General features: G+C 68.5%; 10 protein-coding genes. 3 read left to right on the forward strand and 7 right to left on the reverse strand.

Annotation, left to right across the window (positions count from 1 at the left end; translation table 11 throughout):
- Positions 1-141 precede the first annotated feature (141 nt).
- From DFW101_RS08215 to DFW101_RS08235, 4 genes are all read right to left on the reverse strand, one after another.
- Positions 142-3258, reverse strand: a complete 3117-nt coding sequence (locus tag DFW101_RS08215) for an efflux RND transporter permease subunit (RefSeq protein WP_009181042.1) — start codon at positions 3256-3258, stop codon at positions 142-144.
- Positions 3255-6389 (reverse strand): multidrug efflux RND transporter permease subunit, encoded by a 3135-nt coding sequence (locus DFW101_RS08220; RefSeq protein ID WP_009181043.1) that lies wholly within the window; start codon positions 6387-6389, stop codon positions 3255-3257. The genes DFW101_RS08215 and DFW101_RS08220 overlap by 4 nt, the downstream gene beginning before the upstream one ends.
- Positions 6386-7606, reverse strand: coding sequence for an MdtA/MuxA family multidrug efflux RND transporter periplasmic adaptor subunit (locus tag DFW101_RS08225; RefSeq protein ID WP_009181044.1), 1221 nt, complete (start codon positions 7604-7606; stop codon positions 6386-6388). Before DFW101_RS08225 ends, DFW101_RS08220 begins: the two co-directional genes overlap by 4 nt.
- A gap of 634 nt (positions 7607-8240) precedes the next feature.
- A complete protein-coding gene (locus DFW101_RS08235; protein WP_009181045.1) occupies positions 8241-8444 on the reverse strand; it encodes a hypothetical protein in 204 nt (67 codons plus the stop codon).
- A 176-nt stretch (positions 8445-8620) separates the two neighbouring features.
- Here DFW101_RS08235 and DFW101_RS08240 point away from each other — a divergent pair, with 176 nt between their 5' ends.
- Together DFW101_RS08240 and DFW101_RS08245 are read left to right on the forward strand one after the other, a co-directional pair.
- A complete protein-coding gene (locus tag DFW101_RS08240) occupies positions 8621-9238 on the forward strand; it encodes a hypothetical protein (RefSeq protein ID WP_009181046.1) in 618 nt (205 codons plus the stop codon).
- A 109-nt stretch (positions 9239-9347) separates the two neighbouring features.
- Entirely contained in the window at positions 9348-9875 is a 528-nt protein-coding gene (locus DFW101_RS08245) for a hypothetical protein (protein WP_009181047.1), read from the forward strand.
- A 311-nt stretch (positions 9876-10186) separates the two neighbouring features.
- On the opposite strand, the gene DFW101_RS08250 is transcribed toward DFW101_RS08245, so the two are convergent.
- The 3 genes from DFW101_RS08250 to DFW101_RS08260 form a co-directional block, all read right to left on the reverse strand.
- Positions 10187-11290, reverse strand: coding sequence for an NADH:flavin oxidoreductase/NADH oxidase (locus DFW101_RS08250; RefSeq protein WP_009181048.1), 1104 nt, complete (start codon positions 11288-11290; stop codon positions 10187-10189).
- A gap of 187 nt (positions 11291-11477) precedes the next feature.
- Positions 11478-12167, reverse strand: coding sequence for an LrgB family protein (locus DFW101_RS08255; RefSeq protein ID WP_009181049.1), 690 nt, complete (start codon positions 12165-12167; stop codon positions 11478-11480).
- Entirely contained in the window at positions 12151-12561 is a 411-nt protein-coding gene (locus tag DFW101_RS08260) for a CidA/LrgA family protein (RefSeq protein ID WP_009181050.1), read from the reverse strand. Before DFW101_RS08260 ends, DFW101_RS08255 begins: the two co-directional genes overlap by 17 nt.
- A 93-nt stretch (positions 12562-12654) precedes the next feature.
- On the opposite strand from DFW101_RS08260, the gene DFW101_RS08265 reads away from it, so the two are divergent.
- Positions 12655-13536 (forward strand): LysR family transcriptional regulator, encoded by an 882-nt coding sequence (locus DFW101_RS08265; RefSeq protein WP_009181051.1) that lies wholly within the window; start codon positions 12655-12657, stop codon positions 13534-13536.
- Positions 13537-13539 lie beyond the last annotated feature (3 nt).

The raw sequence follows: 13539 nt of genomic DNA on the forward strand, positions 1-13539 counted from the left end.
TGGCCCGGTCCCACCGATCCGCGCCGTGTATGATAAGGTGCCGCATTGTATGCTGAAAGACGGGCGCGAAGCAAGCATGCCCCGGTTGCCGCAAAAACCGCCTCCTCCGGGCGCACCAGGCGGCGACGGCGGGAACGGCGCTTAAGCCCCGGGGCCGCGCCGTTTTTTCGCCGCGAGCCGGGCCTTGGGGGAAAACCGCCAGCGCAGCCGGTCGAGGTACAGATAGATCACGGGCGTGGTGTAGAGGGTCATGGCCTGGCTGACGAGGAGCCCACCGGCAATGGCGATGCCGAGCGGCCGGCGCAGCTCCGCCCCGGCCCCGTGGCCCAGGGCCAGGGGCAATGCCCCCAGGAAGGCGGCCAGGGTGGTCATCATGATCGGCCGAAACCGCTTGAGGCAGGCCTGGTAAATGGCCTCGCGCGGCGAGAGTCCCTCCTCCCGCTCGGCCACCAGGGCGAAGTCCACCATCATGATGCCGTTTTTCTTGACGATGCCAATGAGGAGAATGATCCCGATGATGGCGATGATGGACAGATCGAGCCCGAAGGCCATGAGCGCGGCCACGGCCCCAAGGCCGGCCGAGGGCAGGGTCGACAGGATGGTCAGGGGGTGGACGGTGCTTTCATAGAGGACGCCGAGCACGATGTAGACCGTGATGAGCGCGGCCAGGAGCAGCAGCGGCTGGCTTTTGAGCGAGCTGGCAAAGGCCTGGGCCGTGCCGGCGAACGAGCCGCGCACCGACAGCGGCAGCCCGAGCTCCCGGCTGGAGGCCTCGATGGCGGCCGCGGCCTGGGACAGGGCCACGCCGGGCGCCAGGTTAAACGAGATGGTCGCGGCCGGGAATTGCCCCTGGTGGTTGACCGACAAGGCGGCCTCGCTCCGGCGGATGGTCGCCACCGAGGCCAGGGGGATCTGCCTGCCGCCCGCGCCGGGCACGTAGATCTCCTTGAGCCCCTCCGGGCTCTGCCAGACCCGGGGCTCGACCTCGAGGACCACGTGGTACTGGTTCTGGTCGGTATAGGACACGCCGACCAGGCTCTGGCCGAAGGCGTCGTAGAGGGCGTCGTCCACGGCCCCGGTGGTGACGCCAAGGCGCGAGGCCGCGTCCCGGTCGATGTCGATGAACGTCATGAGCCCGTTGTCCTGCTGGTCGGCGCTGACGTCGGTCAGTTCCTTGAGGCCCCGCATCCGGGCCTCGACCTTGGGGGTCCAGGCCATGAGGTCGGGATAGCTGTCGGACAGGAGCGTATACTGGTAGAGGGCCTTGCCCGACCGGCCGCCCATGCGCAGCTCCTGGGCCGGCATGAGAAAGGCGGGGGCCCCGGGAATGGCGCCGAGCGCCTTTCGCAGCCGGCCCATGGTCACGGCCAGGGGCGGACGCTCCCCCGAGGGCTTAAGCGTGATGAACATCTGGGCCGCATTGGTGCCGCCCCCGCCCGGGCCTCCGCCGCCGCCGGTAAATCCGGTCACGGACACCACGTCCGGGTCGGCGCTGATGACCTTGACCACGGCGGCAAGCTTCTTTTCCATGGCCTGAAACGAGCTGTCCGGCGCGGCCTGGATGAATCCCATGACCCGGCCGGTGTCCTGTTCCGGGAAAAAGCCCTTGGGGATGGCGATATAGAGCCAGACCGCCCCGGCCAGGGCGGCCACGGTGGCCGCCAGCATGAGGCGCGGATGGGACAGGGAGAAGGTGAGGCTTTTCGCGTAGGCGCCAAGGAGCCGGCCAAAGGCCCGGGCGGTCCAGCCGAACCGCTTCTCGTGCCGGGGCTGGCGGTGGGGGCGCAGCAGCACGGCGCACAGCATCGGCGTCGAGGTCAGGGACAACAGGAGCGAGATGAGGATGGCGACGGACAAGACCACCGCGAACTCGCGGAAAAGCCGCCCCACCATGCCGCCCATGAAAAGAATGGGGATGAAAACGGCCACCAGCGACACGCTCATGGAGACCACGGTGAAGGCCACTTCCCGGGACCCCAGAAACGAGGCCTCGCGCGGGGACAGGCCGTCCTCCACATGGCGCGAGATATTTTCGAGGACCACGATGGCGTCGTCCACCACGAAGCCCGTGGCGATGGTCAGCGCCATGAGCGACAGGTTGTCGAGCGAATAATCGAGCAGGTACATGGCCGCGAAGGTGCCGACCAGGGAGGCGACGGTGGCCACGGCCGGAATGACCGTGGCCCGCAAGCTCCCCAGGAAGGCGAAGACCACCAGGATGACCAGCCCGCACGAGAGGATCAGCGTGCGCTCCACCTCGGCCAGGGAGGCCCGGATGGGCGGCGAACGGTCCATCTCGACCGACACCCCGACAGCGGCCGGCAGGGCGGTGGACAGCTGGGGCAAGAGCGCCCTCACGTTGTCCACGGTCTCGATGATGTTGGCCCCGGGCTGGCGAAAAACGATGATCATGACCGCCGGCCGGCCGCCCACGAGACCGGCCGTGCGCACGTCCTCGACGGACGGGGTGATGGTGGCCACGTCGGAAAGCCGGACCGCGGCCCCGTTTTTGTACGACAGGATGAGCGGCTCGTACTCCCAGGCCTCGTGCAGCTGGTCGTTGGTCTCGACCTCGAAGGACACGTCCCCGGCCTCGACCCGGCCCTTGGGCCGGTTGACCGTGGTCTTGGCCAGCATGCCGCGCACGTCGGAGAGGCTCAGGCCCTTTTGGGCCAGGGAGGTCGGATTGACGTTGACGCGCACGGCCGGCAAGGCCCCGCCGCCGACGAACACCTGGCCCACGCCGTCGACCTGGGACAGCTTCTGCTGCAGGACGGTCGCGGCCACGTCGTACATCTTGGCCCGGGACACGGTGTCCGAGGTCAGGGCCAGGACCATGATCGGCGCGTCGGCCGGGTTCATCTTCCGGTAGGTCGGGTTCTGGCGCAGGGTCGGGGGCAGGTAGCCCCGGGCCGCGTTGATGGCCGACTGGACGTCCCTTGCCGCGCCGTTGATGTCGCGGGTCAGATCGAACTGGAGGTTGATGCGGGTCGAACCCCGGGAGCTCGACGAAGTCATCTCCGTCACCCCGGCGATGCGGGCGAACTGGCGCTCCAAGGGCGCGGCCACCGAGGTGGCCATGGTCTGGGGCTCGGCCCCGGGCAGCTGGGCCTGGACCGAGATGGTCGGGAAATCCACCTGGGGCAGGGCCGCGGCCGGCAGGAGCTTGAAGGCGATGGCCCCGGCCAGAATGAGGGCCAGGGTCAGGAGCGTGGTCCCGACCGGCCGGCGGATGCAGAGCTCGGGCAGGCTCTTCATGGCCGGTCCCCGGGCTCCGTCAACGGGAGGGCCTCGCCGGAAGCGGCCGGCCCCACGGGCGCGGCCGCATTCTTGCGTCCGGCCAGACGTTCGAAAAAGAGGTAGATGACCGGGGTGGTGTAGAGGGTCAGCACCTGGCTGACGATCAGCCCGCCGACAATGACGATGCCAAGGGGCCGGCGCAGCTCGGACCCGACCCCCGTGCCAAGGGCCAGGGGCAGGGCCCCGAGCAGGGCGGCGAAGGTGGTCATCATGATCGGCCGGAACCGCAGCAGGCAGGCCTCGTAGATGGCGTCGCGCGGGGACTTGCCCTGCTCGCGCTCGGCGGAAAGGGCGAAGTCCACCATCATGATGCCGTTTTTCTTGACGATGCCGATAAGGAGAATGATGCCGATGACGGCCATGACGCCCAGGTCCTCGTGGAAAAGGAGCAGGGCCCACAGGCCGCCGATGCCGGCCGAGGGCAGGGTCGAAAGGATGGTCACCGGGTGGATGAAGCTCTCGTACATGACGCCAAGGACGATGTAGACCGTGACCAGGGCGGCGAGGATGAGAAGCGGCTCGTTTCGCAGCGAATCCATGAAGGCCCGGGCCGCGCCCTGAAAGGAGCCCACAATGCTTTCGGGCAGCTTGAGTTCGGCCTTGACCGCGTCCACCGCGACCACGGCGTCGCCAAGGGAATGGCCCGGGGCCACGTCAAAGGAGATGGTGGCGGCCGGGAACTGGCCCTGGCGGTTGATGACCAGCGGGCCTGTCCCCTCGCGGATGGTGGCCACGGCCGAGAGCGGCACCTGGCCGTCGCCGGCGCCGGGCAGGCGGATGCGGCCCAGGGCTTCCGGTCCGGCGGCCATGTCCGGCAGCAGGCCGAGCACCACCCGGTATTGGCTGAGTTCGGTGAACATGGTCGAGATCTGGCGCTGGCCGAAGGCGTCGTAGAGGATGTTGTCCACGTCGGCCGGGGTCACGCCGTAGCGGGCGGCGGCCACCCGGTCGATGTCGACATTGAGGCGAAGCCCCCCTTCGACCAGATCCGAGGCCACGTTGCGCACTTCGGGCCGGTCGGACAGGGCGTGGACGAACCGGCGGGTCCACTGGGACAGCTCGGCCGCGCTCGGGGTGTCGAGGGTATACTGGTACTGGGCCCGGCTGGACCGGGCGTCCACGGACAGGTCCTGCACGGGCTGGAGCGTCAGGCCCAGGCCGGTCACGTTGCGGGCCGCCTCTTCGAGTCGGCGGGCCACGCCGGCCGCGTCGGCGTCGCGCCTGGCCTTGGGGATGAGCGTCACGGCCACCCGGCCCATGTTGAGGCTCATGTTGCTGCCGTCCACCCCGATGTAGGAGGCGACGCTGGCCACGGCCGGGTCCTTTGACAGGACCCCGGCCAGCTCCTGCTGGCGCTCGGCCATGGCGGCGAAGGAGACGGTCGGCGGGGCCTCGGTCACGCCGGAGAGCAGGCCCGTGTCCTGGACCGGGAAAAAGCCCTTGGGCACCACGACGTAAAGGACCACCGAGGCCGCCACCGTGCCGAGGGCCACGAGGAGCGTCAGGCCCTGGTGGCGCAGGACCACGGTCAGCGTCCGGCCGTAGCCGGCCACAGCCCGGTCGAAGACGCCCTGGGTGGCCCGGAAAAACCGGTTGCCCGCGTCCTTGCTCCGGTCCCGCAGGAGCCTTGCGCACATCATGGGGGTGAGCGTCAGCGAAACCGCGGCCGAAAGCAGGATGGCCGCGCCGAGCGTCACGGCGAATTCCCGGAAAAGCCGCCCCACCACGTCGCCCATGAACAGAAGCGGGATGAGGACGGCCACCAGCGAAACGGTGAGCGACAGGATGGTGAACCCGATCTGCCCGGCCCCGGCCAGGGCCGCCTCCATGGGCGTAGCCCCGTCCTCCACGTGGCGGGCCACGTTTTCGATCATGACGATGGCGTCGTCGACCACAAATCCCGTGGAAATGGTGAGCGCCATGAGCGTCAGGTTGTTGATGCCGTAGCCGAGGAGATACATGACGCCGAAAGTGCCGACCAGGGACAGCGGCACGGCCACCCCCGGGATGAGCGTGGCGGGCAGGTCGCGCAAAAAGACGAAGATGACCCCGACGACGAGGACGACGGCCAGCAGGAGCTCCACCTGCACGTCCTCGATGGAGGCCCGGATGGTGACCGTCCGGTCGGCCAGGACCGAGAGGTCGATGGCCGCCGGCAGCGAGGCCCGCAGGCTCGGCAGGATGGCCTTGACCCGGTCCACCACGTCGATGACGTTGGCCCCGGGCTGGCGCTGGATATTGAGCACGATGGCCGGCTTGCCGTTCACCCAGGCGGCCTGGCGCACGTCTTCCGCGCCGTCGGACACGGTGGCCACGTCGGCAAGGCGCACCGGCCGGCCGGCCTTGTAGGACACGATGAGCGGCCTGTATTCGGCGCTGGTCAACAGCTGGTCGTTGGCCCCGAGGATGGAGGACTGCTTCGGCCCGTCGAACCCGCCCTTGGCCTGGTTGACGTTGGCTGCGGCCACGGCCGCGCGCACGTCCTCCAGAGTGATGCCGTAGGCGGCCAGGGCCGTGGGGTTGGCGTCGATGCGAACGGCCGGCCGCTGCCCGCCGGAAACGCTCACGAGCCCAACGCCCGAAAGCTGGGAAATCTTCTGGGCCAGCCGGGTGTCGGCCAGGTCCTGGACCTCGGTCAGGGGCATGGTCTCGGAAATGAGCGCCAACGACAGGATCGGGGCGTCGGCCGGATTGACCTTGCTGTAGACCGGGGGGGCCGGCAGGTCCTCGGGCAGGAGACTAAACGCCGTGTTGATGGCGGCCTGGACCTCCTGCTCGGCCACGTCCAGGGACAGGCTCAGGGCAAACTGCATGGTGATGACCGAGGCGCCGCTGGCGCTGGCCGAAGTCATCTGGGTCAGGCCCGGCATCTGGCCGAACTGGCGTTCGAGCGGCGCGGTCACGGCCGAGGCCATGACGTCGGGGCTGGCGCCGGGATAGAGGGTGCGGACCTGGATGGTCGGGTAGTCCACCTGGGGCAGGGCCGAGACCGGCAGCTGGAAATAGGCCACCGCCCCGGCCAGGATCACGGCCACCATGATGAGCGTGGTCGCGACCGGACGCAGGATGAAAGGGCGCGACAGGTTCATGGCTTGGCGGCCGCTCCGGTGCCCGGGTTTTTGACCACCACGGCCGTGCCGTCCTTGAGCCGGTCCGCGCCCTCGACCACCACGGCCTCGCCGGCGGCGAGGCCCGATTCGACCACGAGATCGGTGCCGACAGCCATGCCCGTGACCACGGACCGGGAGGCCACGGTGTTGTCCTGGCCGACCACGAAGACGTGGGCCCCGCGGGGGCCGCGCAGCACGGCGGCCGCCGGCAGGAGGACCACGCCCTTTCGCTCCTCGAGGAGCAGGACGGCGTTGACGAACTGGTTGGGGAAAAGGGCCTCGTCGGCGTTGGCGAAAATGGCCCGCAGCTTGACCGTGCCCGTGGCCACGTCGATCTGGTTGTCCGTGGTCGAGAGCGTGCCCTCGGCCAGCTTCTGCGACAGGGTGCGGTTAAAGGCCGACACCTTGAGCTTCTCCCCGGCCCGCATCCGCTCCCGCACGGCCGGCAGCTGGTCTTCCGGCAGGGTGAAGACCACGCTTATGGGCGAGACCTGGGTGATGACGCAAAGCCCGGTCGTGTCCGTGGCCCGGACCATGTTGCCGGGATCGAGTTGGCGAAACCCCACCCGGCCCGTGACCGGGGCCGTGATGCGGCTGTATTCGATTTGCAGCTTCGCGTTGTCGATTTGCGCCTTGTCGGACCGGATCGCGCCCTCGTACTGGCGCACCAGCGAGGCCTGGGTGTCCTTGGTCTGGCCGGCCAGCATGTCCTTTTGGACCAGGTTCTGGTAGCGCACGAGATCGGCCTTGGCGTTGTCGAGCAGGGCCTGGTCCTTGGCCAGCTGGCCCTGGTACTGGTCGAGCTGGGCCTGGAAGGGGCGAGGGTCGATCCGGGCGAGCAGGTCCCCTTCCTTGACGAGCTGGCCTTCCTTGAAGCGGACCTCGGTCAACTCTCCGTCCACCCGGCTTTTGACGGTGACGGTCTTGAGCGGCGTCACCGTGCCGATGCCGGACAGGGTCACGGGCGCGACCCCGAGCTTGGCCTGTTCGGTGGTCACGGTCACGGCGGGCGGCCCGCCGGGGCCGCCCCGGGACTGCTGGGCCGCGCCGTCGCGGGGAAACCGCCACACGAGCAGGCCCACGGCCAGAAAAGCGGCCAGGGCCACGAGCGCCCATCGTAGCGGGCGTAGCGGGCGTAGCGGGCCTATCGGGCGCGTCCGCCCTTGTGGCCTGGAACCGGTCCCAGTCTTCGGCATGACTGTCTTCCTTGTCGTTATTTGGCGGCGCCGTGAAAAAGGCCGGAATCGGCGTCGCCTGTCCCTCGTCGTTTCCGGGTGGCAAAAGGTTACACGTGTCACGGCCGGCCGGCCAGCCCGCCAGCGGCGTCTTTCCAAAACGTCAGACGATCGTCGCGCCCCTGGCCGCCCCGGGCCGCCCCGGCCGGCCCGGTCGCCCACGTCGCCCACGTCGCCCACGTCGCCCACGTCGCAAGGACGATCCGGGTCAGGCCCCCCTTTGGCCCGACCAGGGCGGCCAGGGCGTCCCATACCACGTTTCCCTAAGATGCGCGGGCCCGCACGCCAAGGGAAAACGCCCGCATGACCTTCCCTCCGTTTACGCCGATCCCAAACCCTGGCGCCGCGTCAGGCTCAAAAGGGAAATGCGGTTTTTTGAAGGCCCCGACGTTTTTGTGGCTGCGGCCTGCGAAATCGTACGCCCCGAAAGCCGCCGCGCCGCCGGAAAAAGAAATCCCGGCCGCGTCGCCACGGCTGCTGTCTGGGAAAAAGGGGAACCGGTGTCGGAGACGGCGACAACAGCCGCCGGAGGGAGACGGGAAGGAAAAGGCCACGGCGGTTGCAAAAGCCCGGCCGGGCTTTTGCAACCCCAGGCTCACATCGCGCCGCTGAAGCGGGCGAAGCTCATGCATTCAAAACGGTTGGAAAAGGGGCACGGTTCCTTGGCAAACCACTTCCTCCTGGGGCACCAGTAGGCCTTCTTGAACGGCTCGTTGCACCCGGAGGGCGTGGTGGCCTTGCGGGAAAACGAGCCGATCCGCATCCTGCCGTCCGTGTGACCGAAACTGACTACGGCCATGGTCGTCACCTCCGTTTTTTCTTCTTCCACTGCATACGGCGGGCCAATGGCAACGCAGCCCCGCTCCCCCCTTCCGCCTCCTCCGCCGCCCCTGGCGCGCCGCCCGGTTTTGATCTATGAGCCCACCATCCACACGCCATCGCCGCCGGAACCTCCGGCGCGCAAAGGAGAACGCCATGGGACTTCTCGCAGCCAGCGGCGGTTTCACCCGGTACAGGATCGTCGGCGAAGTCAAAGACGAGATCCTGCGCCAGGCGCCTGACCGCCTGAAAAAATACGCCTTTGTCGACATCGACCACTCGGCCGACGAACGCTCCTTCGGCTGGGTCGCCTTCGAGGACTACCTCGACAACGAGTGGCGCAGCGCGCCCCCGGAAAAAGGCCACTACCTGGCCTTTTCCCTGCGCCTCGACACCCGCCGGGTCTCGCCGGCCGTGCTCAAAAAGCACCTGCGCCTGGCCCTGGACCAGGAAAAGGAGCACATGAAATCCGACGGCAAGGCCTTTCTCTCCAAAGACCGCAAGAAAGAGATCGCCGAACGGGTCAAACTCTCGCTCATGGCCCGCTCCCTCCCCATCCCGGCCATCTTCGAGGCCGTCTGGAACACCCTCGACCACACCGTCTGGCTCTGCTCCACCAACAGCAAGGTCCAGACCCTCTTCGACGACCTCTTCACCATGACCTTCGAACTGCAACTCGAACCCCAGACCCCGGCCTACCTCGCGGAGCGCATCATCGGCGTCGAACGCGGCCTGGCCCTCGAACACGTCGAACCCAGCCAGTTCGCCGGTTAGAAAACGAAGAAAAGATGCCTCCGGCGGCCGGGGGGGATCATCCCCCCCGGACCCCCTGAATGGGAGGCAGAGACAAAATTCAGAAAGCACAGTGGCAGGAGATAACGCGATGGACGTCAATATGGCGGAAGCCAAGAACCCGATCCTCGGCCAGGATTTCCTGACCTGGCTCTGGTTCAAAAGCGAGAAGAGCGGCTGGTTGTTCAAACTGCCGGACGGCGGCGAAGTGAACGTCTACCTGGAGCAGAAGATCTCGGTGCGCGGCGGCGAAGGCGACGACGCCGAAACAGCCACCGTCTCCGGCCCCCACGCCCAGTTCGCCGAAGCGCGGCTCGGCGTCAAAAGCGGCAAGCGCGTGGACCGGGCCCTCATCCGCTTCGAACAGGACGGCGAGACCTGGACCGTCACCGTCAAGGCCGACGACTTCACCCTCAATACCCTGCGCACCCCCAAAACCGAGACCCGCGACGAGGAAGGCGACGACCCGGACGCCAAGGTCCTCGAAAAACTCTACCTCCTCGAAAAATGCGGCGGCTTCTTCGACGCCCTCTACACCCAATTCCTGAACACCCGCCTCAGCCAAGGTTGGACCGGCGAACTCTCCGACTTCGCCGACTGGCTGCGTGAAGGCGTGTAGGCGAGCGGGACCGCAGGGGGAATGCCTCCGGCGGCTGGGAGGGGGTCACCCCCTCCCAGACCCACCCGCACGGGGGCGCGGGAGATCGGGAAGCGCGTGGGGAGATGGTCGTGGCCGGGTGTGCGTCGATGAAACGCCGCCCGACCCGCGCCTTCCCAGCCTCGGCACGCCTCTTTCGCTCCTCAGCCGCCCCCACACCACCCGACTTCGCCGGACCTCCCGACCGTCCGTCACCATAGAGGAGGGTCCGGGAGGGGATCATCCCCTTCCGGCCGCCGGAGGCATACCTCGCCTCCTCCTCCACCCTTCCCTTACGCTCCAGGCTTCCTGAACAGGTCCGGCTTGTCGTGCGGCTGGCAGCGCAGATACTGGGACGGCGCGTCGACCTGGGCGCCGAGGGCGGCGGCGGCGTGCCAGGGCCAGCGGGGGTTATAGAGCATGCCCCGGGCCAGGGCGACCATGTCGGCCTTGCCGGTGGCGACGATGGTTTCGGCCTGCATCGGCTCGGTGATGAGGCCGACGGCCACGGTGGGGATGTCGGCCTCCTGGCGGATGCGCTCGGCAAAGGGCACCTGGAAGCCGGGGCGGACGGGAATCCTCTGGTCCGGCGACAGGCCGCCGCTGGAAACATGGATGTAGTCGCAGCCAAGGGCCTTGAGTTTTTTGGCGTAGGCGACGCTGTCTTCGATGTCCCAGCCGCCGGCCACCCAGTCCGTGGCCGAGAGGCGCAGGCCGAGAATGCGGTTTTTGGGCAGGGCGGCCCGGACGGCTTTGAAGACGCGCAGCGGAAAACGCATGCGGTTCTCCAGAGAGCCGCCGTATTCGTCGGTGCGGTGGTTGGACAGGGGCGAGAGGAATTGGTGGAGCAGATAGCCGTGGGCGCTGTGGACCTCGACGCCGGCCAGTTCCAGGGCGTCGGCCCGCTTGGCGGCGGCGGCGAAGGAGGCTTCGAGGCGGCCGAGACCGGCGTGGTCGAGTTCGTGGGGCGTGGCCTCGCCGGACTCGTAGGGAACGGGCGAGGGGGCGTCGGGCACCCAGCCGCCCTGGGCCGGGGTGAGCTGGGCATCGCCTTCCCAGGGTTTGGCCACCGAGGCCTTGCGTCCGGCGTGGGCGAGCTGGATGGAGATGGGGATGGAGGCATAGGCCCGCACCGAGCGCAGCACCCGCTCCAGGGAGTCCTGGTGGGCGTCGGACCACAGGCCCAGATCGTCCGGGGAGATGCGGCCCTTGGCCTCCACGGCCGTGGCCTCGATGATGAGCAGGCCCGCGCCGGAGATGGCGAGATGCCCGAGGTGCATGACATGCCAGTGCCCGGCATGGCCGTCGGGCGAGGAATACTGGCACATGGGCGCGACGATGATGCGGTTTTTTAGCGTCCGTGGTCCGAGCTTGAACGGGGTGAAGAGTACGCTCATCGGTCTTGGCCTCCGGTCGGCTTCGGGTGGCGCGTTCCTGCGGACACCCCGGCAACACCCCTACCACAAAGCCGTAAGCCGCAACAAGCAAAGCCCGCCATTGCCTTCCCGTCCGGGGGACCGGGGGGGATGATCCCCCCCGGCGGGGTCCGGGGCAGCGCCCCGGACCCCGCCGGAGGCGTTTTTTTTACGACTCCAGCAGGGCGATGGCCGGGCCGACCAGGGCACAGGTGACGCCGGCCAGGATCATGACCAGCCCGGCCACGGCCCCTTCCTCGTCGCCGATCTCCCGGGCCCGGGCCACGCCCGCGCCGTGGGCCCCCATGCCGAGCATGGCCCCCCGGGCCAGGGCCGAGCGCAGGGGCAGGAATTTGAGGAGCATCCCGCCAAGCGAGGCGCCGAGCACGCCCGTGACGATGACGCACACGGCGGCGAGATCCGGGGCCCCGCCCACGTCCCTGGCAAAGGCCATGGCAAAGGGCGTGGTGAAGGAACGCGGCAGGACGGACAGGCGCATGCCCTGGGGCAGGCCGAGGAGCCCGGACAGGAGCCAGGCCCCGCCAAAGGCCAGGAGGCAGCCAAAGGCCACGCCAAGGGCCAGGGTCGGCCAGTGGCGGCGCAGCAAGGCCCGGTGCTCGTAGATGGGCAGGGCAAAGGCCACGGTCGCCGGGCCGAGGAGCAGCAGCAGCCACTGGCCGCCGCGCATGTACTCGCGGTAGCCGGTGTGGAGGGCCAGGGTCAGGCCGAGGCACAGCACGCAGGTGAGAAGCAGCGGCGAGGTCCACCAGGACCGCACGTAATGGTTGGCGATGCGCGACAGGACATAGGCGGCCAGCGTGGCCACCAGCCAGAAGGCGGCGTTATGACTGACGAACATGGTGCGACCTCATTCGGAAGGAAAATTCCACGATAAGGGCCGTGCCGGCCATGACCGAGACGATGCCGACCACGATGACGGCCAGGAGTTTGAGGCCCGTGACGCCGACCAGTTCCGGGTGGTCGAGGAGCGTCATGCAGGCCGGCACGAAAAAAAGCAGCATGTGGTCAAGGAGCCCGCCCGCGCCCCGCCGCAGCCACCGCGCCGGCAGCCGGCCCGTGGCCAGAAGCCCGACCAGGAGCAGCATGCCGACCACCCCGGCCGGCACCGGCAGCCCGGCCGCCCGCACCGCCACGTCGCACACCCACCACAAGCCGATCAAGCAGGCCATCTGGAGCCAGCCGCCGCCGAGCCCGGCCAGCCGGCCAAGGGCCGCGTATAGCTTTGTCTTCATACCTTTTCTCCTTGCACGACCTTCCTGTAAGCACGACCCAGCCAGTTGTGAAATGAATTGTCAGCATGGAACCTATTCCGTATTGGAATGGAGATGGAACTGCGAAACCTGCACGCCTTCGTGGAAGTGGCCCGGCACGGCGGATTCTCCCGGGCGGCCCGGGTGCTTTTTTCCACCCAGTCCACGGTCAGCAAGGCCGTGCGCCAGTTGGAGGAGGAGCTCGGCGAGGCCCTTTTCACCCGGCTCGGGCCGGGCGTGCGGCTGACCGGCGCCGGCGAGGTCGCCTACGCCCGGGCCGTGGCCATCCTGGCCGAGAGCGAGCATCTGGTGGCCGACATGGCGGATTTGAAGGGGCTTATTTCCGGCCGGCTGCGCCTGGGGCTGCCCATCTTCGGCAGCGCCCGGCTTTTCGCGCCGCTATTCGCCGAATACCGCAGCCGGCATCCCGGCGTGGAGATCGAACTGATGGAGCAAGGCAGCGCCCGGCTGGAAGAGGCGCTTTTGGCCGGCGAGGTGGAGTTGGCCGTGTCGCTTCTGCCGGTCTCCGAGGCCTTCGACTGGCAGCCGGTGCGCGACGACCCGCTCATGGCCGTCTTGTGGGCCGACCATCCCCTGGGCGGACAGCCGGCCCTGAAACTCAGCCAGCTGGCCATTTATCCGTTCATCCTCTTCGAGCAGGGATTCGCGCTCAACGCCCGCATCGAGGCGGCCTGCCGGGCCCGGGGCTTTCTGCCGCATGGCGCGGCCCGCAGCAGCCAGGTCGATTTCATCATCGCCCTGGTCGCGGCCGGGCTCGGCGTGGCCCTCCTGCCGCGCATCCTGACCGAGGGCCGGCGGCTGGCTCCGCTTGGGGCCGTTCTCCTCGACGAGGAGGACCTGCGCTGGCGGGCGGCCCTGGTCTGGCGCAAGGGCGCGCGCCTGTCCCCGGCCGCCCGGGCCTGGCTGGCCCTGGCCCGCGAGGCATTTCCTGAATGAGGG

This window comes from Solidesulfovibrio carbinoliphilus subsp. oakridgensis (assembly GCF_000177215.2).
Taxonomy (GTDB): Bacteria; Desulfobacterota; Desulfovibrionia; order Desulfovibrionales; family Desulfovibrionaceae; genus Solidesulfovibrio; species Solidesulfovibrio carbinoliphilus.

What these genes read in the sequence shown, in the direction of transcription:
- DFW101_RS08220 (WP_009181043.1), bottom strand. Translation starts at nt 6,389, where the DNA reads ATGAACCTGTCGCGCCCTTTCATCCTGCGTCCGGTCGCGACCACGCTC.
- DFW101_RS08215 (WP_009181042.1), bottom strand. Translation starts at nt 3,258, where the DNA reads ATGAAGAGCCTGCCCGAGCTCTGCATCCGCCGGCCGGTCGGGACCACG.
- DFW101_RS08255 (WP_009181049.1), bottom strand. Translation starts at nt 12,167, where the DNA reads ATGTTCGTCAGTCATAACGCCGCCTTCTGGCTGGTGGCCACGCTGGCC.
- DFW101_RS08250 (WP_009181048.1), bottom strand. Translation starts at nt 11,290, where the DNA reads ATGAGCGTACTCTTCACCCCGTTCAAGCTCGGACCACGGACGCTAAAA.
- DFW101_RS08245 (WP_009181047.1), top strand. Translation starts at nt 9,348, where the DNA reads ATGGACGTCAATATGGCGGAAGCCAAGAACCCGATCCTCGGCCAGGAT.
- DFW101_RS08265 (WP_009181051.1), top strand. Translation starts at nt 12,655, where the DNA reads ATGGAACTGCGAAACCTGCACGCCTTCGTGGAAGTGGCCCGGCACGGC.
- DFW101_RS08260 (WP_009181050.1), bottom strand. Translation starts at nt 12,561, where the DNA reads ATGAAGACAAAGCTATACGCGGCCCTTGGCCGGCTGGCCGGGCTCGGC.
- DFW101_RS08240 (WP_009181046.1), top strand. Translation starts at nt 8,621, where the DNA reads ATGGGACTTCTCGCAGCCAGCGGCGGTTTCACCCGGTACAGGATCGTC.
- DFW101_RS08235 (WP_009181045.1), bottom strand. Translation starts at nt 8,444, where the DNA reads ATGGCCGTAGTCAGTTTCGGTCACACGGACGGCAGGATGCGGATCGGC.
- DFW101_RS08225 (WP_009181044.1), bottom strand. Translation starts at nt 7,606, where the DNA reads ATGCCGAAGACTGGGACCGGTTCCAGGCCACAAGGGCGGACGCGCCCG.